This is a genomic window from Microvirgula curvata (assembly GCF_054781615.1).
This window is the reverse complement of the sequence record NZ_BAAGUB010000035.1, coordinates 354,897-374,939: the sequence shown is the minus strand read 5'-3', so window position 1 is coordinate 374,939 and position 20,043 is coordinate 354,897. Positions and strand designations below refer to the sequence as shown.

The window sequence follows — 20,043 nt, the reverse complement described above, 5'->3', positions numbered from 1 at the left end:
TGTCCTGGAATAAGTGAATGAAAAGCCAAAGATTATTCAACAGTAATGGCTGCTGGCTAACCCGCGGCGACCTGCTGGAAGCGCTAAAAGCAGTCGGGGCCAGTGACTGCAAGATTCTTTATATGCATTCCGCATTGTCATTCGGCACACCAAACCCGGAATTGAAACGTTCAGCGCTCCTGCAAGCATTATATGAAACCTTGCAAGAACTTGGCGTTGAAACATTATGCGTACCCACGTTCACATTCAGCTTTTGCAATGGCGATGTTTATGATGTCGAGAAAACGCGCTCGCACATGGGCGCTCTCAACGAATATATTCGCCAGCGGCCTGAAGCCATTCGCTCCATCGACCCCTTGATGTCGGTTGCGATGGTAGGACGAGATCGGGATCTGGTAGAAAATCTCGGCCACGACTCTGTCGGCAAAAATTCTACATTCGACAGGTTGTGCAACAAGGATGGTGTCAAATTTCTTTTCCTTGGTGTAGATCTTGGCGACTGCTTTACCTATATGCACTATCTGGAATGGCTTGCCCAGGTCCCATACCGCTACCAGCGGAATTTTACCGGCACCATTATCGAGAACGGCACATCTGTCGAAGATACCTATTCGTTATTTGTACGCTACAACAATGTGACGGCTAACGAGGCAAGCTATACATACGGGAAAATGTTGACAGCCAAGGGTTTGCAGCAAACGGTGCCATTTGGAGACACCACGATTGGTTGTGTCAGCGAACCGGATGCAAAGAAGCTTTACTTGGCGCTACTGAATGACAATCCGGATTATTTCATCCACGAATGTTTTTCTGAAATTGTTCCTGACCCTACATTTTTCCCCCGGAAGATGGTGGCACTCTAATTATGAAAATCGAGCTTATCGACATTGACTCAAAGGTTCTCGGCAGAAATGTACTTTCCCTGCAGGACCTCACAGTTGATGACAATTTTGCCGCAGAAGAAGCAGCTTACCTGGCTCGATTCCAGCCGATCTACGTTTCTTGCCGGGTGGGCATGGAGAATTTACCGCTTATTCATTTACTGGAAAAAAACGGGTTCAATTTTGTCGAGTGCCAGATAAAATCCAGTATCAAGTTCACGCGACAACATGACGTTTCCCGGTTTCCTTATCAATACCAGCGTGTCAAAAACGAGGAAATGTTGTCCTCTGTTCTGGATATTGCGGGTAATACGATCACCCATGACCGGTACACAACGGACGTCAACATGGCCCCGGATGTATCAGGTACCCGCTATCGCGAGTATGTGCTGAAATCTTTCAACAGTGCCAGTGAAGAGGTCTGGCGCCTGTATGATCCATCATCAGGCACCACGCTCGCCTTCAGGACCCACTGCCATACGGCCCCTGGTGAAGTACGCCTGCTACTCGGAGGCGTTCACCCTGATTATAAAACGCTTGGCCTAGGTGTCATCTCGTCTTACTACTGTTTCAATCAGATGCTGGCTGATGGCGTCCGCCGAGCAATTACACATATCTCTGCCATCAATTACGCCGTTTTCAATCTGGAAATTGGAAAATTAGGATTTCGGGTACTGGAAACCTATGCAGTAATGAGAAAACTGTACCAGTAATTTTGGTTGCAACCGTAGCCAGATCAATAATGAGTGGTCATTAAAATGAATAGTGCAAAAATTGAGTTTAACCGTCCTTACATGACAGGCAAGGAATTTGAGTATATCGCTCAGGCCAAGCTCAACAATGCATTATCAGGAGATGGACCATTCACCAAGCGGTGCCATCATTGGATCGAAGAGAATACAGGCTGCAAGAAAGCACTGTTGACCCACTCTTGCACTGCGGCACTGGAGATGTCAGCACTGTTGCTGGACATCCGCCCCGGTGATGAAGTCATCATGCCATCTTATACCTTTGTGTCTACGGCCAATGCATTTGTGCTTCGGGGTGGCGTTCCCGTTTTTGTTGACATCCGGCCAGACACTCAAAATCTGGATGAAAAGCTGATTGAAGGTGCCATCACACCCAAAACCCGGGCCATTGTTGTTGTTCATTATGCAGGGGTTGCTTGCGAGATGGACCGTATCATGGAAATTGCGCGCACTCACAATCTGAAGGTGGTTGAAGATGCCGCACAAGGATTGATGGCGGCCTATAAAGGGAAAGCCCTGGGCAGCATCGGTGATTTTGGCGCCTACAGCTTTCACGAAACGAAGAATGTCATTTCAGGAGAAGGTGGCGCTTTACTGCTAAATGATAGTTCCACGGTCCTTCGCGCGGAAACCATCCGTGAAAAAGGTACGGATCGTAGTCAATTTTTCAGGGGAGAGGTAGACAAATATACCTGGCAGGAAGTCGGCTCCTCTTTCCTGCCCGGCGAGCTTGTTGCCGCTTTTCTGCTGGCGCAACTTGAAGAAGCCCATGCCATCACGGATCATCGGCTTGCCATCTGGGATCGTTACCATGCCGCATTTGAGCACCTTGAATCAAAGGATAGACTGCGCAGGCCCCATATCCCGGAAGCTTGTCAGCACAATGCCCATATGTATTACATATTGCTTGCCCCTGAAATTGACCGGCAGGACGTCATCACGCGGTTAAAGCAGCACAGCATTCACTCGGTTTTCCATTATGTCCCTTTGCACAATTCGCCGGCAGGCAAGCGTTACGGAAAGGTCCATGGAACGCTGGCAGTGACTGACAGCAATGCAGAACGCCTTCTGCGATTGCCTCTATGGGTAGGTCTCAGCGAAGCACAGCAAGAGGTCATTGTGGACGTATTGACTAGCGCGGTAAGCTAATCAAGCAGAAAATCGCGCGCCATCATTTCAGTCAGGAAAATAATGAGCACCTTCAAGAACGATATTGAGTACATGTTGTCCCTTGCTCACAAGGATAATATTGACGCGATCAAGTCTTTATTTTTTACCATTATATCCAGCCCCAATGAATTTTCACTTGATGAAATGGCAAAAATATATTACACAACCTATCGCATATGGTTTTCCCTGAGTCAGGAAAACAGTTTTGACGATCAAAAAATATTGATGTACAAAGCTTATGAAACACTGTTTATCCGGAGTGAACGGCTAGCCTGCAGCGATGCGCCTCCTCCATGCAGGGCTGCAGAAAAGAATACTGCTGATATTGTCGTACTCACGGGCCAGTTCCTTGACTCCCAACATGCCCCGACCATTGCGGCGCTGACTCACTGCATCTATCTGAAAAAACTCGGCTTCAATCCCATTATTATCAATTGCGATACTTATTGCATCCCCTATCCTTTTTTCTCCGGGCTTTTTTATGCCACCAACATTCCGCAATTTTCGAATGCAGGGATAGATATACAGCTGCATACCGGAATGGGCTTTACGCTGCAGGAAAATGGCAGTCAGACAAGCCAGGTTATATTTGAAGAAAACCAGTTTGAATTTTATCAACTGTCAGGAAGTCTGGAAGATAAAATCAGCAACTTCAACGGAATCTTCCAGGATATAATCGCTCAGAATGTTGATATCATTTCTGTTGGTGATGCCAATATATTCGCCGACCTGCTGGCAAGAACCAACAAATGCATTGTGTATCACACCTCCGTAGAAACGCCTGTCGCCTCTGTCCGTGCCCCGGCCATCTTCCCCAAGAAACTGAACAACAATGAGCACGCACTGCTGGAGAAACTTGGTGTAACAGACAATGTCATTGAAGTTGAAATTCCTCTGTTTCATCACATGAAAAATGCCAACCGCAGCAATAATCTTGACATGCAGGAAGACGAAATTGTTTTTGCCATTGTCGGACGACGTTTGTCGCGAGAGGTCAACAAAAACTTTATCCTTCTGATGCGGAATATAAAAAACGCCATCAGCAATGCCCGGTTTGTTTTTGCGGGCGAAGCACTGGATGAGAATATATTGAAATATGCTGACGAGCATGCTCTCCTCGATTGCATGACACAGATCGGCTTCGTACCAGACACCGCCGAGATGTACAGGTCGGCTCACTTTTATGTCAACCCATCCCGGCGAGGAGGCGGCTCTTCTGCGTTTGAGGCGCTCTATCAAGGCGTCCCTGTCATTACCTACTGCTACGGGGACGTCCACAGCATTGTTGGCTCTGATTTCTCATTTGAAAGCGATGAAGATATCCTGGCCTATCTTGATTCATGCATCAATGACCAGGGGTTTTACCTGCAACAAAAGAAGTTGGCAAAAAAAATAGCGGCTGAAAAAGATGGCAGCAATGACGCGTACAGAAAATTTCTCACCGAGATTGGAATCCCTTCTTTAGCCTGATCCCCCCTTGTCTTCCGTACAAGAAAAACCCCGGTCAGCACCATCGCTGACCGGGGTTTTTCATTTACTGCAGATTACTGGTATTCGCTCATCGGCGGGCAGCTGCACACCAGGTTGCGGTCACCGTACACATCATCGATGCGGTTCACGAACGGCCAGAACTTGTTCTCTGCCACATACGGCAGCGGGAACAGGCCCTGTTCGCGCGGGTACGGGCGCGTCCATTCACAGGTCACGTCGGCAATGCTGTGCGGCGCATGCTTGAGCGGGTTGTCATCACGCGGCCATTCGCCGTCGCCGACCTTGCGGATTTCCTCACGGATCGCCAGCAGCGCGTCGATAAAGCGTTCCAGCTCGGCGCGCGATTCGCTTTCGGTCGGCTCGATCATGATGGTGCCGGCCACCGGGAAGCTCATGGTCGGCGCGTGGAAACCGTAGTCCATCAGCCGCTTGGCGACGTCGACTTCAGTGATGCCGGTTTCCGCCTTCAGCGGACGCAGGTCGACGATGCACTCGTGGGCGACACGGCCGTTCGCATCGCGGTACAGGATCGGGTAGGCCCCTTCCAGCCGCCTGGCGACATAGTTCGCACTCAGCAGGGCAACCTGGGTAGCGCGGCGCAGGCCGGCGCCCCCCATCATGCGGATGTACATCCAGCTGATCGGCAGGATCGAGGCGCTGCCGAACGGCGCGGCCGACACCGCACTCTGCCCTTCCGAGCCATTGGCGATCGGCGTCACCGCATGGTTCGGCGTGAACGGCGCCAGATGCGCCTTCATGCCGATCGGGCCCACGCCCGGGCCGCCGCCGCCGTGCGGGATGCAGAAGGTCTTGTGCAGGTTCATGTGCGACACGTCGGCACCGATATCGGCCGGGCGTACCAGACCGACCAGGGCATTCAGGTTGGCGCCGTCGAAATAGACCTGGCCGCCATGCGCATGCACGGTGTCGATAATGTCGCGGATCGCCGCCTCGAACACGCCGTGGGTCGACGGATAGGTCAGCATCAGGCAGGCCAGCGTATCGCGGTACTGTTCAGCCTTGGCCTTCAGATCGGCAACGTCGATGTTGCCGTTGTCGTCGCAGGCGACCGGCACCACTTCCATGCCCATCATCTGCGCACTGGCCGGGTTGGTACCGTGGGCCGAGGTCGGGATCAGGCAGATCCTGCGCGCCTGCTGGCCCTTGCTGTCCAGATAGCGACGGATGCACAGCAGGCCGGCATATTCCCCCTGGGCGCCGGAATTCGGCTGCAGGCTGATGGCGTCGAAACCGGTGATGGCCTTCAGCTGTTCGGACAGGCCTTCGACCAGCTCCAGATAGCCCTGAACCTGGTCGCGCGGGGCGAACGGGTGCACGCCACCGAAGGCAGGCCAGGTGATCGGCGTCATTTCGCTGGCCGCATTCAGCTTCATGGTGCAGCTGCCGAGCGGGATCATGGCGTGATCGAGTGCCAGGTCGCGGTTTTGCAGTTTCTTCAGGTAACGCATCATTTCGGTTTCGCTGTGATGCGAATTGAAGACCGGATGCGTCAGATAGGCCGATTCGCGCTTCAGCGCGGCCGGGAACTGGTCGGCGACGCGGGCGTCCAGCGCGGCCACATCGACCGTCTTGCCGGTGATGAAGCGCACCAGTTCGACCACATCGGCGCCGGTGGCGACTTCGTGGAAGGCGACGGCAACGGTGCCGGCATCGACGCGGCGCAGGTTGTAGCCGGCCGCACGTGCGGTGGCGAGCACCGATTCGGTGGCGGCGCCGGTCTGCACGCGCACGGTGTCGAAGAAGGTCTGGCTGGCGACGTGGCCGCCGCTGGCGCGCACGCCGTCAGCGAACAGGCAGGCCAGGCGGTGCACGCGCGCGGCAATGCGCTTGATGCCGGCCGGACCGTGATAGGTGGCGAAGAAGCCGGCCATATTGGCCAGCAGCACCTGCGAGGTGCAGATATTGGAGTTGGCCTTCTCGCGGCGGATATGCTGCTCGCGGGTCTGCAGTGCCATGCGCAGGGCACGCTTGCCCCTGGCGTCGATCGACACGCCGATCAGGCGCCCCGGGGTCGAACGCTTGTGCGCGTCGCGGCTGGCAAAATAGGCCGCATGCGGGCCGCCGAAGCCCATCGGGATGCCGAAGCGCTGGGTGGTGCCGACGGCGATGTCGGCGCCCATTTCACCCGGCGACTTCAGCAGGGCCAGGGCCAGGATGTCGGCCGCCACGGTGACGATGGCGCCCTTCTGCTGCGCCGCGGCGATATAGGTGCTCAGGTCACTGACTTCACCGTCCGCGCCCGGGTACTGGAACAGCGCGCCGAACAGCTCATGATTGACCGCTTCTTCCGGATGACCGCTGACCAGTTCGAAACCGAATTCGGCCGCGCGCGTTTTCAGCACGTCGAAGGTCTGCGGCAGCACCTGGCTGTCAACGAAGAACACCTGCCCGCGTGCCTTCGACACCCGGCGCGCCATCGCCATCGCTTCGGCGGCGGCCGTGGCTTCGTCGAGCAGCGAGGCATTGGCCAGTTCCAGCCCGGTCATGTCGATGACCATCTGCTGGAAGTTCAGCAGCGCTTCCAGCCGGCCCTGGGCGATTTCGGCCTGGTACGGCGTATAGGCGGTGTACCAGCCGGGGTTTTCCGTCACATTGCGCAGAATCACGTTCGGCGTCAGCGTCGGGTGGTAGCCGAGCCCGATAAAGGACCTGGCCAGGACATTCTTGCCGGCGATGCCGGCCAGCTCGGCGAGGGCGACATGCTCGGGGATGGCGCCGGGCAGCGGCAGCGGATCGGCGCGCAGGATGTCGGCCGGCACGGTCTGGGTAGTCAGCTGGTCCAGCGAATCGAGGCCGAGGACGGCGAGCATGGCGCTCACGTCAGCATCGCTCGGGCCGATATGCCGCGCGACAAAGGCGTCGGTGTGTTCGAGTTGTTGCAGCGTAGTCATGGCGGAAACAGTACGTTCGTGGTCGGGGCAATCGTGCGGGCAACGTGCAACGGGCCGTGCAACAGCACGGCCCGCCAGGCGTTTTAGCCCACTTCCTTCGCGTAAGCGTCGGCGTCGAGCAGCGCGTCGACGTCGGCGGCATTGGCCGGCTTCATCTTGAAGAACCAGCCTTCGCCATACGGGTCGGTGTTGGCGGTGTCCGGCGCGCTTTCCAGCGCGGCGTTCACTTCGATCACTTCACCGGCCAGCGGGCTGTACACATCGCTGGCGGCCTTGACCGATTCGACCACGCCGGCGCCGGCGCCATCGGCCAGCACGCTGCCGACGGCCGGCAGCTCAACGTAGACGATGTCGCCCAGCAGTTCCTGTGCGTGATGGGTGATGCCGATGGTCACGGTGCCGTCGGCTTCGCGACGGATCCACTCGTGACTGGCAACGTACTTCAGATCGGCGGGGATGTGGCTCATGGATAACTCCGTTAGATTCGATTTTCGACCGGCGGGTACTGCCCGCCCGCCATACTGACAAAAAAGGGGGCGCCGTGACAGCAGTCACGGCAGAGACAGCAAAACGGCGCCGTCACCGGCACCGTTTCCGTTTATTCGCAGACTTTCTTGCCGTTGCGGACGAACGGCATTTTCACCACCCGGGCCGGCACGCGCTGGCCACGGATATCGACCGCCACCGTGGCACCGGTCGCGGCCGGCACGCGGGCAATCGCAATCGACTGCTTCAGCGTCGGCGAGAAGGTCCCGCTGGTGATCACGCCCTCGCCGAGGCCGTCGACCAGCACGGTCATGCCTTCGCGCAGCACGCCACGGCCCTCGAGCACCAGGCCGACCTGCTTCAGCTTCGGGCCGGCGGCCTTCAGCGCCTCGACCGGCTTGCGGCCGACAAAGTCGCGCGCCGGGTCTTTCAGGTCCAGCGTCCAGCCCATGCCGGCTTCGAGCGGACTGACGTTGTCGTCCATGTCGTGGCCATACAGGTTCATGCCGGCTTCGAGACGCAGGGTGTCGCGAGCGCCAAGACCGGTCGGCTGCACGCCGGCTGCCAGCAGATCGCGCCACAGGCCGGCGGCTTCGGCCGCCGGCAGGATGATTTCCAGTCCGTCTTCGCCGGTATAACCGGTACGGGCGATAAACCAGCCATCCGCGCCATTGTTGAACGGCAGGCCCTGGAACACGCTCAGCGCGCGGACCCGGTCGGCCATGGCCGGCTGAGCGGCACAGAAGCGGTCGATGGCGGTCGGGCCCTGAACGGCGAGCATGGCCAGGTCCGGGCGTTCGGTCAGCGTGGCGGCATAGCCTTCGATCTGGCGGCGCATCCACGCCAGATCCTTGTCGCGGGTGCCGGCGTTGACGACCACGCGGTAGCCCCAGTCGGTCAGATAGACGATCAGGTCGTCAATCACACCGCCGGCTTCGTTCAGCATGCCGGCGTACAGCGCCTTGCCGACCGGCGCGAGTTTGTCGATGTCGTTGGCGATCAGGTGACGCAGGTAGTCGCGCGCGCCCTCTCCGGTCAGGTCAACCACGGTCATGTGCGATACGTCGAACATGCCGGCATCCTGGCGAACGATCTCGTGCTCCTTGAGTTGCGAGCCGTAATGGATGGGCATGTCCCAGCCGGCGAACGGAACCATTTTGGCGCCGGCTTCGATATGCAGGGCGTGGAACGGGGTGGTGAGGAGCGATGCGGTCATGTCGGGCCAATATCAAAGGGGCAATGGACGATTGACACCCCTCTGTCCCGGCACCTGAGATTTTCCGGCGGGGCGAACCGTTTTCAGGTCCGGCGTCCCGTCGTTAGCCCCTTCGGTGTGCGCCGTGCTGGCGGCGCCGCTCTCCAGAGTGATTGGCACAATGCAGCCGTGCCGTGCATGCAGTCCATTTGCCTGAGCGATTGTGCGGGTGCGCTTGCGCCTTCGGCGGTGGTCGTGTTTCCACGCCACACTCTCCTGCATGCCCGCGCATTATCGGGCCGGTCCGGTCGCGATGCAACCGTCTCAATGCGCAGCGGCGATCTGCTCGAAAAAGTGCTGCATGGCGGCCTGCTGCTGCGCGTATTGCCACGGTCCGAGCTGGCTGGCCAGCACCAGCGCCCGGGCCTCGGACCCGGCCTGATCGGCAACCGAATCACGTATTGCCTCGGCCCAGCGTGTGCTGTCGGCAGCCGGCAGGATGCGCTGCTGCCATTCAGGGGTAGCCGGCAGCAGCTCGGACGCGCCGACATGGTCGCCAAGCAGCACCGGCGTACCGCAGGCCATCGCCTCCAGCGCCACCAGACCGAACTCCTCGATATGGGCCGGCAGCACGAACAGGTCCAGCGCCGGATACAGCATGGCCACATTGTCCATGACCGGCGAGTGGATGACCCGGTTGCCGATGCCGAGCCGCTCCGCCTGCTGGCGGTAGCTGTCGAAGCGGTCCTTGCCGACCACCAGGAAGCGCCAGTCCCGGCCCGGCGCCAGCGCCACCAGTTTCGCCGCTGCGTCGATAAAGCCGGCAACATTGCGCTTGCTGAAGTCACCGGACGTCACCAGCCCGACCAGAGTGGCCGACGGATCGACGCCGACTGCCGCACGCCCGGCCAGACGCCGGGCCGCGCGATCATCGGTGTTGAACTGCCCCGCGTCATAACCGGGGTGGAATACCCGGACCTTGTCGGCGGGGATGCCGTAGCGACGGATGACCTCGTCGCCCATCATCCGCGAATTGACGCCGATAACGTCGAACGCCTGCGCCGACAGGATGCGGTCGTGCAGCAGCGCAACCTCGTGCCCGGCCGGCAGCGGCTTGCCGTGAATCTTCTGCGAGGCCAGATGCACGCAGTTGTGCAGGAACAGCACGTTCGGGGTCTCGGCGTCGCCATGACTGATCAGCAGGTCGGGGTGATGACGGCGGCACCATGCCTGCACGCGCCGATTGAACCACTGGCGGCGAAAGGCACCGCGCAGCGGCCAGCGCCAGAGGCGAACCAGTTCGCAATCGCGCTCGGCCACCAGCGCCTCGTTGGCGCGTTCGGCCAGCAGGGTCACCCGGTAGCCCGCCTGTCGCAGCAGCGCCGCCTGTGAAAAGGCAACCCGGCTGGCGCCGGTGTTCTTCTCCAGCTGGCGAATGGCGATGACGGCGTGTCTGGCGGACATGGTGTGACCCGGTAAAGAGTGGAATGCGGCGGTGATTCTAGCACCCGGGAAACGAAAACCGCGCCAGCAGGCGCGGTAAAGAGGTCAGCCAGGATAGGCCGGAAGGTACTTAGTAATACTCGATGCCGTCGATCTCGGTCGTCACGATGGTGCCGGCCTGACCCTCGACGATCTTCTCGATGTCCTCAAGCGCACCGATAACCGCGCGCTTGCCGGTCATCGTGGCGAACTCGGCGGCGGCTTCGACCTTCGGCCCCATCGAGCCGGCCGCAAAGCCGAGCTTGATCAGCGCGTCCGGGTTCGCACGCTTGATCGCCTTCTGGTCCGGCTTGCCCCAGTTGATGAACACGGCCTTCACGTCGGTTGCGACCACAAAGTAATCGGCCTCGACTTCACGCGCCAGCAGCGACGATGCCAGGTCCTTGTCGATCACCGCTTCGACGCCTTCCAGTTTCTTGCCGCCTTCGTCGTACATGGTCGGAATGCCGCCACCACCGGCCGCGATCACCACCACACCCTTTTCAATCAGCCACTTGATCGGGCGCATTTCGAAAATGCGCTTCGGTTTCGGGCTCGGCACCACGCGACGGAAGTATTCGCCATCGGCCTTGACCGTCCAGCCATTCGCGGCGGCGACCTTGTCCGCTTCTTCCTTCGAGTACACCGGGCCGACGAACTTGGTCGGGTTGGCGAAGGCCGGGTCTTTCGGATCGACCTCGGTCATGGTCAGGATGGTGGCCAGCGGCACTTCGAACGGCAGTTCGTTGCCCAGCTCCTGTTCCATCATGTAGCCGATCATGCCTTCGGTCTGGGCACCGAGCACATCGAGCGGATACGGCGTGACCTTGTCGTCGACGTGACGGGCATAGGCCTCGTTCTGCAGCCCGAGCAGGCCGACCTGCGGCCCGTTGCCGTGGGCCAGGACGAGCTCGTGGTGCTTGGCGACCTGCGCCAGTTGCTTGGCGGCTACTCTGACGTTCTTCCGCTGGTTGTCGGCGGTCATTACCTCACCGCGGCGTTGCAGGGCGTTACCGCCCAGTGCGACCACAACTCTGCTCATGTCCAACTCCTTTGTCGAAGGGCAACGATGCCCACCTGTCCGTCACCGCACCGGCTGGTGCGGGAAAGGCTTGCGGAAACCGGCCCGTCGGCGGTTGTCTGCCATACCCTGAACGCATTCTAGGGGGCGCCGGCCGACTCCCGGCAGGCCGGCCGCGACAATCGCTTGTCCCGGCGCGACACTGGCCGGATCACCGGCGTTCTGCCCCCTCCCGACCGTTTCCGGTCAGGCGCCGAGCGTGGCCACCATGATGGCCTTGATGGTGTGCATGCGGTTCTCGGCCTGCTCGAACGCAATGCACGCCGGGCTTTCGAACACGTCATCGGTCACTTCAATGCCCTTGGCGAACTCCGGGTACTGCTGCTCGATCTGCTTGCCAACCTTGGTCTCGGTGTTGTGGAAGGCCGGCAGGCAGTGCATGAATTTTGTCTGCGGATTGCCGGTCGCTTCCAGCAGTGCCTTGTTGACCTGGAACGGCTTCAGGATCGAGATGCGCTCGCCCCATTTTTCGATCGGCTCGCCCATCGACACCCAGACGTCGGTGTGGATGAAGTCAACGCCCTTGACCGCGGCTTTCGGGTCATCGGTCACCAGCAGGCGCGCGCCGGTTTCCTTGGCGATTTCCCTGGCCCTGACCACCAGTTTTTCGTCCGGCTGCAAATCCTTCGGGCCACCGATGCGCACGTCCATGCCCAGCAGGCAACCGATGATCATCAGCGAATGGCCCATATTGTTGCGGGCATCGCCGACATAGGCGTAAGCGATCTGCGACAGCGGCTTGTCGCTGTGCTCGGTCATGGTCAGCACGTCGGCCAGCATCTGGGTCGGGTGCCATTCGTCGGTCAGGCCGTTGTAGACCGGCACACCGGCATAGTCGGCCAGTTCCTGCACCAGTTCCTGGCTGAAGCCGCGGTACTCGATGGCATCGAACATGCGGCCCAGTACGCGGGCGGTGTCCTTCATCGATTCCTTGTGGCCGATCTGCGAACCGCTCGGTTCGAGATAGGTCACATTGGCGCCCTGGTCATGGGCCGCCACTTCGAACGCGCAGCGGGTGCGGGTCGAGGTCTTTTCAAAGATCAGCGCGATGTTCTTGCCCTTCATGCGCGGCTGCTCGGTGCCGTTGTACTTGGCGCGCTTCAGGTCGCGGGCCAGGTCGAGCAGATAGCGGATTTCACGCGGGGTGAAATCGAGTTCCTTGAGGAAGTGGCGATTGCGCAGATTGAAAGCCATGTTGTTTCTCCAGAATGAGCGGATGGGCGGGATATGCCGCGATGCCGCGGGCAGCGGCAATCGCGGCAGGAGTGCCGGAAATCAGAAGTTGACCGGATCGCGCACGATCGGGCACGTCATGCAGTGGCCACCACCACGGCCGCGGCCGAGCTCGGATGCCGGGATCTCGATCACCTCGACGCCGGCGTCGCGCATCAGCCGGTTGGTATAGGTGTTGCGATCGTAGGCAACCACCACGCCGCGATCCAGTGCCACGACGTTATTGCCGTCGTCCCACTGTTCGCGCTCGCGCTGGAACGCGTCGCCGCCGGTCGCCAGCGTCTTCAGCTTGCCGATGCCGAGCGCACCGGCCACCACGTCGAGGAAGGATTTGCCCTCATGACGTTCGAAACGGATCTCGCCCGGCTTGTCGCCGGCGTACATGCTGGTGCAGACGATTTCGTCGACCACGTCCGGGAACACCGACACGAAATCGTAGTCGAGGAAGCTGAACACGGTATCGAGGTGCATGGCACCGCGGCTCTTGGCCATCTGGCAGGCGATGACGCGGGTCGGGCCTCCGGGCTGGCCCAGTGCATTCTTCGCCACCTGCACCACGGCCTGCGGGCTGGTGCGCTCGCCCATGCCGATCAGGGCGACCCCGTTGCCGATCGGCATCACGTCGCCGCCTTCCAGCGTCGCCGCGCCATGATCCTTGTCGCTGTCGCCCCACCAGATGCGGACCTTGCCGGCGAAGAACGGATGGAACTGGTAGATCGCCTGCATCAGCAGGGTTTCCTGACGGCGGGCCGGCCAGTACATCGGGTTCAGCGTCACGCCTTCGTAGATCCAGCAGCTCGGGTCACGCTGGAACAGGCTGTTCGGCACCGGCGGGAACACAAAGTCGGACTGGTCGAGATAACCGCCGAACAGCCCCTTCGGGTCGAACGGCAATTCGGAACGGGCAATGCCGCCGACCAGGTGTTCGGCCAGTTGCTGGGCCGGCATCTCGTCCAGCCAGCGACGCAGATCGCCGAGCATGCCGACGCCGACATAGTCCGGCTTGATCTTGTGGTCGAGAATCCACCCGCGCGCGGCCCGGTCCTCGAGCAGCTTGGTCAGCAGATCGTGAACCTCCAGCACCTCGATGCCGCGCGACTCCATCTGGCTGACGAAGTAGGCATGGTCCTTCTGGGCGCGCTCGACCCAGATCACATCGTCGAACAGCAGGCTGTCGCAGTTGCCCGGGGTCAGTCGCTTGTGGGCCAGGCCGGGACGGCACACCATCACCGTTCGCAGCTTGCCGCATTCGGAATGAACGCCAAACTGGGACATGGAGAACTCCTTCTCTGAGTGCTTTTCAGCGGGGACAAAAAATAGCGCCGGGGCGGGGACCGCCGACAGCGCTATCTGGTGGACTCATCTCGTTGCCGCACGACGCAGCCAGCCGCCGTGACGCCGTGACACGACGCGGAACGGACGGGGGTGGCGGGCATGTTCCCGCCGGGGCTGGACGTTCTGAATTCTGCTCTCATCACGCCACGGTATAGAACACCCGCCCCGCTCCGTAAAGGGCCATCCATCGCGCGAGCCCCCCGGCAGCAGGACGCAAAACACCCCGGAAAGTTACTTCCCGGGGTGTTTTGTTGACGGCCCTCCCCTTCGCCACGAAGCACGGACGAGCGTAGCGAGGTTTCCCCGCGGCGGCGGGGACGGAAGGGGCAGGATTCAAACAGGCAGACTGCCGTGCTCACGACCGATCCTGTCAGTCGGGCGTGCACCGACGCCACGCTGACCGCCGGTGCCCACCTTTGCAAGCAGTCGACAAAACACCCCGGAAGGATGCCTTCCGGGGTGTTTTGCGCAACCCGCCGCAGGGCGGGTGGCAGACCTTACAGCGACAGTGCGCCGGTGCCCAGTTCGTATGCGGCGTAGGCGCCGAGCACGAGAACGATGGCAGCCAGGATGCCTTCCAGCGACGTGAACGGACGTTCCTTCTGTTCACGACGGGCCCAGAGGTAGAACGGCAGGCCAACCGCGTACAGGATCATCGACAGGAACAGGTACTTCGGACCTGCTGCGTACACCAGCCAGACACCGTAGACGGTAGCGACCAGGCCGATGACGATGTCCTTCAGACGCTTGGAGTCACCCGCCTCATAGCCATCGGACTTCAGCACGATGATCAGTGCATACAGCGCGCACAGGAAGTACGGGATCAGGATCATCGACGTTGCCAGCGACAGCAGCGCCAGATAGCCCGCCGAGTTGAACAGCGTGATGATCAGGAACACCTGGATGCAACCGTTGGTCAGCCACAGGGCATTGGCCGGCGAACCGTTCTTGTTCAGACGACCGAAGGTAGCCGGCATGGTGCCGTCCTTGCCCGCCAGGTAAGCCGCTTCACCTGCCAGCAGCGTCCAGGCCAGCAGCGCGCCACCCACCGAGATCACCAGGCCGATGTTGATCAGCGCAGCACCCCAGTCACCCACAGCAGCCTTCAGCACGCCAGCGGTAGACGGGTTCTTCAGTGCAGCCAGTTCCGGTTGCGTCAGCACGCCCATCGACAGCACCGACACGGCGACCAGCAGTACCATCACCAGCAGGAAACCGATCACGGTTGCCTTGCCGACGTCGGCCATCTTCTCGGCACGGCCGGAGAACATCGACGCGCCTTCGATACCGATGAACACCCACACCGTCACCAGCATGGTGCTCTTGACCTGGTCAACCACGCTGCCCAGCGTCGGCGAGCCCCAGAAACCCAGGTTGAAGGTCTCGACGTTGAACGCGAAGATCACGATGCCGATGAACAGTGCCAGCGGGACCAGCTTGGCCACGGTGGTCACGGTGTTGATGAACGCCGCGCCATGCACGCCACGGCAGACCATGAAGTGCAGTGCCCACAGCAGGATCGATGCGCAGACCACGGCCGGCATGGTGTTGCCGTCACCGAAGAAGCCCAGTGCATCGAACGCGCCCAGCGCCGAGAAGAACACGACGAAGTACGACACGTTGCCGATCCACGCCGAAATCCAGTAGCCCCAGGCCGAGTTGAAGCCGACGTACGGACCGAAACCGGCACGTGCGTACCCGTACACGCCGCCTTCGATTTCCGGCTTGCGGAAGGCCAGCGTCTGGAACACGAACGCCAGGGTCAGCATACCGAAGAAGGTAATGACCCAACCGATAATGATGGCGCCGGCACCTGCACCCGCTGCCATATTCTGCGGCAGCGAGAAGATCCCGCCGCCGATCATGGAGCCGACGACCAGCGCAGTCAGTGCGCCGAGCTTCAGCTTTTGCGAACCAGCTTGAGTCCCGTCAGACATTTTGACTCTCCGTAGGTTAGTTAATTAAGGAATTCTTATTCTTGTTTATCGCAAAACGACAGCCCCTTGTCCAAACCTGCCAGCTGTCGCCTTTGATTCAGATCAAGCAGAAAATCCACAATGAATGTTCCATGCCGCAGGGACTACGTTTTGGGTGAACGGAACGCGAAACCTACCGCGAACCCCGCCTGGCAAATCACGCTGATGCCATTACGGGTTAGCCCACCCTTACGCGTATTGCAACGATAAATGTTCGTATCGTTGTCCTAAAAAAGGCGCCAAAAGCGCCTTTTCCAGGAGTCAAACGATCAATACCACTCGATGCCGCTGGCTTCGGTGCTGATGATGGTGCCGGCTTCGCCTTCGACGATCTTGGCAATATCACCCAGCGCGCCGATCACGGCACGCTTGCCGCTCTTGCGGGCAAACTCGCAGGCTGCTTCGACCTTCGGGCCCATCGAACCGGCTGCGAAGCCGAGTTTTTCGATTTCGTCCGGGTGAGCGCGCTTGATCGCCTTCTGATCCGGCTTGCCCCAGTTGACGAACACGGTCGACACGTCGGTGGCGATGACGAAGTAGTCAGCATCGACTTCGCTGGCCAGCAGCGACGAGGCCAGGTCCTTGTCGATCACGGCTTCGACGCCAACCAGCTTGCCGTCTTCATACATGGTCGGGATGCCACCGCCGCCGGCGGCGATCACAACGGCACCCTTTTCGATCAGCCACTTGATCGGGCGCATTTCGAAAATGCGCTTCGGCTTCGGGCTCGGCACCACGCGGCGGAAGTATTCGCCGTCAGCCTTGACCGTCCAGCCGTTTGCGGCGGCCAGGGTTTCGGCTTCTTCCTTGGTGTACACCGGGCCGACGAACTTGACCGGGTTGGCGAACGCCGGATCCTTCGGATCGACTTCGGTCATGGTCAGAACAGTGGCCAGCGGCACTTCGAACGGCAGCACGTTGCCGAGCTCCTGTTCGATCATGTAGCCGATCATGCCTTCGGTCTGCGCGCCGAGCACGTCGAGCGGGTACGGGGTCACGGCAGCATTGACGTGACGGGCGTAGGCATCGTTCTGCAGGCCGAGCAGGCCGACTTGCGGGCCGTTGCCGTGGCACATGACCAGGTTGTGACCCTTCTTGGTCACTTCCGACAGTTGCGCGGCAGCGATTTTGACGTTGTTACGTTGGTTTTCGGCGGTCATTGCTTCACCGCGACGTTGCAGGGCGTTACCACCCAGGGCGACTACAACACGCATGATCTATTTCCTTCAAGCGGCAGGAATTCGGAAACAAAAGGGGCCGGTCGGTCTTCACAGCCGACCGGCCCCTGAGAGGGGACGCGACGTAACACGTCGCGACGGGCTACTCTTCGAGGCGCAATGCGGCTATCAGGCCAGCGTTGCCACCATGATTGCCTTGATGGTGTGCATGCGGTTTTCCGCTTGCTCGAAGGCCACGTTTGCCGGGCTTTCGAACACTTCTTCCGTCACTTCGATACCGTTGGTGAATTGCGGATACTGTTCCGAAATTTCCTTGCCAACCTTGGTTTCGCTGTTGTGGAAGGCCGGCAGGCAGTGCATGAACTTCACGCTCGGGTTCTTCGCGGCAGCCAGCAGCGCCTTGTTCACCTGGAACGGCGACAGCAGCTTGATGCGTTCTTCCCAGACTTCCTTCGGTTCGCCCATCGACACCCAGACGTCGGTGTGGATGAAGTCGGCGCCGTCAACGGCAACCTTCGGGTCGTCGGTCAGGGTCAGGCGAGCGCCGGTTTCGGCAGCGATCTTCTGGCATTCTGCGACCAGCCATTCTTCCGGCCACAGGTTCTTCGGGCCGCCGATACGGACGTCCATGCCCAGTTTGCAACCCACAACCATCAGCGAGTTGCCCATGTTGTTGCGTGCGTCACCCACGTAGGCGTAGGCGATTTGCGACAGCGGCTTGTCGCTGTGTTCGGTCATGGTCAGCACGTCGGCCAGCATCTGGGTCGGGTGCCATTCGTCGGTCAGGCCGTTGTAGACCGGCACGCCGGCGTAGTCAGCCAGTTCCTGAACGATGTCTTGCTTGAAGCCACGGTATTCGATCGCGTCATACATGCGACCCAGCACGCGGGCGGTGTCCTTCATCGATTCCTTGTGACCGATTTGCGAACCCGACGGCCCGAGGTAGGTCACGTTGGCGCCTTGATCGTGCGCAGCCACTTCGAACGCGCAACGGGTACGGGTCGAGGTCTTTTCGAAGATCAGGGCGATATTCTTGCCGGTCAGGCGTTGCTGTTCGGTGCCGTTGTACTTGGCACGCTTCAGGTCGCGGGACAGGTCGAGCAGGTAACGGATTTCACGCGGGGTGAAGTCGAGGAGCTTCAGATAGTGACGGTTCTTCAGGTTGAAGGCCATGATGTGTTGTCCTTGGTCGTACTTTGCGTAACTTCAGGATGTCCCGGCCAGCTGCTGCCAGCCGGGATGTTCTTTCAATGCGTCAGGTCGATTACAGCTTGACTTCGTCGCGAACGATCGGGCAAGTCATGCAGTGACCACCCCCACGGCCGCGGCCGAGTTCGGATGCCGGGACTTCGATCACTTCCACACCACGGTCACGCATCAGCTTGTTGGTGTAGGTGTTGCGGTCATAGGCAACCACGACACGACGGTCCAGCGCCACGACGTTATTGCCGTCGTCCCACTGTTCGCGTTCACGCTGGAATGCGTCGCCGCCGGTCTTCAGCAGTTCGATGCTCGGCAGGTTCAGTGCCTGGCGCACGACTTCGCTGATATGCACGCCGTCGTGACGTTCGAAGCGGATTTCGCCTTCCTTGTCACCGGCGTACATGCTGGTGCAGACGATTTCGTCGACCACGTCCGGGAACACCGACAGCAGATCGATGTCGAGGAAGCTGAACACGGTATCCAGGTGCATGGCGGCACGCGACTTCGGCATCTGGCAAGCGATAACGCGGTTGGCGCCACCCTTCTTGCCCAGCACGCTCTTGGCCACTTGCACGACAGCTTGCGGGCTGGTGCGTTCGCCCATGCCGATAAGCACGACGCCATTGCCGATCGGCATCACGTCGCCGCCTTCCAGCGTAGCCGGACCGTGGTCCTTGTCGCTGCCACCCCACCAGATGTTGGCCTTGCCGGCGAACGTCGGGTGGAAGCGGTAGATGGCTTCCAGCAGCAGGGTTTCCTGACGGCGAGCCGGCCAGTACATCGGGTTGACGGTCACACCTTCGTAGATCCAGCAGCTCGGGTCACGCTGGAACAGGCTGTTCGGCACCGGCGGCAGCACGAAATCGGACTGGTCGAGGTAGCCACCGAACAGACCCTTCGGGTCGAACGGCAGTTCGGACTTGGCGATACCGCCGAACATGTGTTCGGACAGTTGGGCCGACGGCATTTCTTCCAGCCAGCTGCGCAGATCGCCCAGCATGCCGATACCGACGTTGTCTGCCTTCACCTTGTGGTCCAGCAGCCAGGCACGAGCGGCCTTGTCGTCCAGCACCTTCGCCAGCATGTCATGTGCTTCCAGCACTTCGATGCCGCGAGCGCGCATCTGACTGACGAAGTAGTCATGGTCTTTCTGAGCCCGTTCAACCCAGATCACGTCATCGAACAGCAGGCTGTCGCAGTTTGCCGGGGTCAAGCGCTTGTGAGCCAGACCCGGGCGGCAAACCATCACCGTGCGGAGCTTACCGCACTCAGAATGAACACCAAACGTCGTCATGATGACTTCCTTTCCATAAAGAGACTTGGTCGCACTTGTCAGTGCGCTGCCGAGAAGTGAGAGCAACCCGGCCAGCCGTTAATGAACGCTGATCGCTTTGTGCATCAGCGTTCTTGAGTTGAATTATATTAGCGCACACTCATATTGCAAGCCGCTACTATTCCATCCAGATCAGTATTGGCGCTGCGCCGCCTCGTCATAAAAATTAGAAAACAGTGATAAACCTTTTGGGATCAAGGTCTTAGTCCGCTTTCCCGCCCTGGCGCCCCGCCTCGCACCACGACACGCAAGCCTTTGATTCAAAAGGGTTTGGCTGGGAACCGACACCGATTTATGTAAAACGGCCCGAGGGTCGGAAAGCATCAATCCCGGCCGAA

The 20,043-nt window shown here is 59.8% G+C and carries 15 protein-coding genes and 2 riboswitches; of the genes, 4 read left to right on the top strand and 11 right to left on the bottom strand.

The annotated features are described in order from the left end of the window. Positions 1-17 precede the first annotated feature (17 nt). From ACYVG8_RS16655 to ACYVG8_RS16640, 4 genes are read left to right on the top strand one after another with little or no spacing between them, the layout of a single operon-like run. A complete protein-coding gene (locus ACYVG8_RS16655) occupies positions 18-863 on the top strand; it encodes an AAC(3) family N-acetyltransferase (protein ID WP_460746349.1) in 846 nt (281 codons plus the stop codon). A 2-nt stretch (positions 864-865) separates the two neighbouring features. Then, a complete protein-coding gene (locus ACYVG8_RS16650; RefSeq protein WP_460746347.1) occupies positions 866-1,594 on the top strand; it encodes a hypothetical protein in 729 nt (242 codons plus the stop codon). Between the two features lie 45 nt (positions 1,595-1,639). After that, the gene (gene rffA, locus ACYVG8_RS16645; protein WP_460746346.1) at positions 1,640-2,779 is read left to right on the top strand and encodes a dTDP-4-amino-4,6-dideoxygalactose transaminase; all 1,140 of its coding nucleotides are present in this window, start codon (positions 1,640-1,642) and stop codon (positions 2,777-2,779) included. A gap of 42 nt (positions 2,780-2,821) precedes the next feature. Then, positions 2,822-4,270 (top strand): glycosyltransferase, encoded by a 1,449-nt coding sequence (locus tag ACYVG8_RS16640; RefSeq protein WP_460746345.1) that lies wholly within the window; start codon positions 2,822-2,824, stop codon positions 4,268-4,270. A 74-nt stretch (positions 4,271-4,344) separates the two neighbouring features. Here the strand turns inward: ACYVG8_RS16640 and gcvP are convergent, their stop codons facing one another. From gcvP to ACYVG8_RS16585, 11 genes are all read right to left on the bottom strand, one after another. Then, complete coding sequence (gene gcvP, locus ACYVG8_RS16635) at positions 4,345-7,203, bottom strand: aminomethyl-transferring glycine dehydrogenase (protein WP_460746343.1); 2,859 nt, start codon at positions 7,201-7,203, stop codon at positions 4,345-4,347. An 83-nt stretch (positions 7,204-7,286) separates the two neighbouring features. Further along, the gene (gene gcvH, locus ACYVG8_RS16630; RefSeq protein WP_028497894.1) at positions 7,287-7,670 is read right to left on the bottom strand and encodes a glycine cleavage system protein GcvH; all 384 of its coding nucleotides are present in this window, start codon (positions 7,668-7,670) and stop codon (positions 7,287-7,289) included. A gap of 131 nt (positions 7,671-7,801) precedes the next feature. After that, positions 7,802-8,905 (bottom strand): glycine cleavage system aminomethyltransferase GcvT, encoded by a 1,104-nt coding sequence (gene gcvT / locus ACYVG8_RS16625; RefSeq protein ID WP_460746342.1) that lies wholly within the window; start codon positions 8,903-8,905, stop codon positions 7,802-7,804. 32 nt (positions 8,906-8,937) lie between these two features. Next, positions 8,938-9,062, bottom strand: a riboswitch (glycine riboswitch). Between the two features lie 13 nt (positions 9,063-9,075). After that, positions 9,076-9,173: riboswitch (glycine riboswitch) on the bottom strand. 35 nt (positions 9,174-9,208) lie between these two features. Then, a complete protein-coding gene (locus ACYVG8_RS16620; RefSeq protein WP_460746341.1) occupies positions 9,209-10,348 on the bottom strand; it encodes a glycosyltransferase family 4 protein in 1,140 nt (379 codons plus the stop codon). Between the two features lie 109 nt (positions 10,349-10,457). Beyond that, a complete protein-coding gene (arcC, locus tag ACYVG8_RS16615; protein ID WP_036385049.1) occupies positions 10,458-11,408 on the bottom strand; it encodes a carbamate kinase in 951 nt (316 codons plus the stop codon). 225 nt (positions 11,409-11,633) lie between these two features. Next, positions 11,634-12,641: an ornithine carbamoyltransferase gene (locus ACYVG8_RS16610; protein WP_028497898.1), complete on the bottom strand. Its 1,008-nt coding sequence runs from the start codon at positions 12,639-12,641 to the stop codon at positions 11,634-11,636. 81 nt (positions 12,642-12,722) lie between these two features. Further along, positions 12,723-13,955, bottom strand: coding sequence for an arginine deiminase (locus ACYVG8_RS16605; RefSeq protein ID WP_460746339.1), 1,233 nt, complete (start codon positions 13,953-13,955; stop codon positions 12,723-12,725). Positions 13,956-14,512: 557 nt separating this feature from the next. Continuing rightward, a complete protein-coding gene (gene arcD / locus ACYVG8_RS16600; RefSeq protein WP_028497900.1) occupies positions 14,513-15,952 on the bottom strand; it encodes an arginine-ornithine antiporter in 1,440 nt (479 codons plus the stop codon). Between the two features lie 308 nt (positions 15,953-16,260). After that, positions 16,261-17,205: a carbamate kinase gene (arcC, locus tag ACYVG8_RS16595; RefSeq protein WP_028497901.1), complete on the bottom strand. Its 945-nt coding sequence runs from the start codon at positions 17,203-17,205 to the stop codon at positions 16,261-16,263. A gap of 132 nt (positions 17,206-17,337) precedes the next feature. After that, positions 17,338-18,342: an ornithine carbamoyltransferase gene (locus ACYVG8_RS16590; RefSeq protein WP_028497902.1), complete on the bottom strand. Its 1,005-nt coding sequence runs from the start codon at positions 18,340-18,342 to the stop codon at positions 17,338-17,340. Between the two features lie 91 nt (positions 18,343-18,433). Next, positions 18,434-19,666, bottom strand: a complete 1,233-nt coding sequence (locus tag ACYVG8_RS16585) for an arginine deiminase (RefSeq protein ID WP_028497903.1) — start codon at positions 19,664-19,666, stop codon at positions 18,434-18,436. Positions 19,667-20,043 lie beyond the last annotated feature (377 nt).

Coding starts and splice junctions, on each gene's coding strand:
- ACYVG8_RS16605 (WP_460746339.1), bottom strand. CDS start 13,955: ATGTCCCAGTTTGGCGTTCATTCCGAATGCGGCAAGCTGCGAACGGTG.
- ACYVG8_RS16650 (WP_460746347.1), top strand. CDS start 866: ATGAAAATCGAGCTTATCGACATTGACTCAAAGGTTCTCGGCAGAAAT.
- gcvT (WP_460746342.1), bottom strand. CDS start 8,905: ATGACCGCATCGCTCCTCACCACCCCGTTCCACGCCCTGCATATCGAA.
- arcC (WP_036385049.1), bottom strand. CDS start 11,408: ATGAGCAGAGTTGTGGTCGCACTGGGCGGTAACGCCCTGCAACGCCGC.
- ACYVG8_RS16640 (WP_460746345.1), top strand. CDS start 2,822: ATGAGCACCTTCAAGAACGATATTGAGTACATGTTGTCCCTTGCTCAC.
- ACYVG8_RS16655 (WP_460746349.1), top strand. CDS start 18: ATGAAAAGCCAAAGATTATTCAACAGTAATGGCTGCTGGCTAACCCGC.
- ACYVG8_RS16585 (WP_028497903.1), bottom strand. CDS start 19,666: ATGACGACGTTTGGTGTTCATTCTGAGTGCGGTAAGCTCCGCACGGTG.
- rffA (WP_460746346.1), top strand. CDS start 1,640: ATGAATAGTGCAAAAATTGAGTTTAACCGTCCTTACATGACAGGCAAG.
- arcC (WP_028497901.1), bottom strand. CDS start 17,205: ATGCGTGTTGTAGTCGCCCTGGGTGGTAACGCCCTGCAACGTCGCGGT.
- gcvP (WP_460746343.1), bottom strand. CDS start 7,203: ATGACTACGCTGCAACAACTCGAACACACCGACGCCTTTGTCGCGCGG.
- ACYVG8_RS16610 (WP_028497898.1), bottom strand. CDS start 12,641: ATGGCTTTCAATCTGCGCAATCGCCACTTCCTCAAGGAACTCGATTTC.
- arcD (WP_028497900.1), bottom strand. CDS start 15,952: ATGTCTGACGGGACTCAAGCTGGTTCGCAAAAGCTGAAGCTCGGCGCA.
- ACYVG8_RS16590 (WP_028497902.1), bottom strand. CDS start 18,342: ATGGCCTTCAACCTGAAGAACCGTCACTATCTGAAGCTCCTCGACTTC.
- ACYVG8_RS16620 (WP_460746341.1), bottom strand. CDS start 10,348: ATGTCCGCCAGACACGCCGTCATCGCCATTCGCCAGCTGGAGAAGAAC.
- gcvH (WP_028497894.1), bottom strand. CDS start 7,670: ATGAGCCACATCCCCGCCGATCTGAAGTACGTTGCCAGTCACGAGTGG.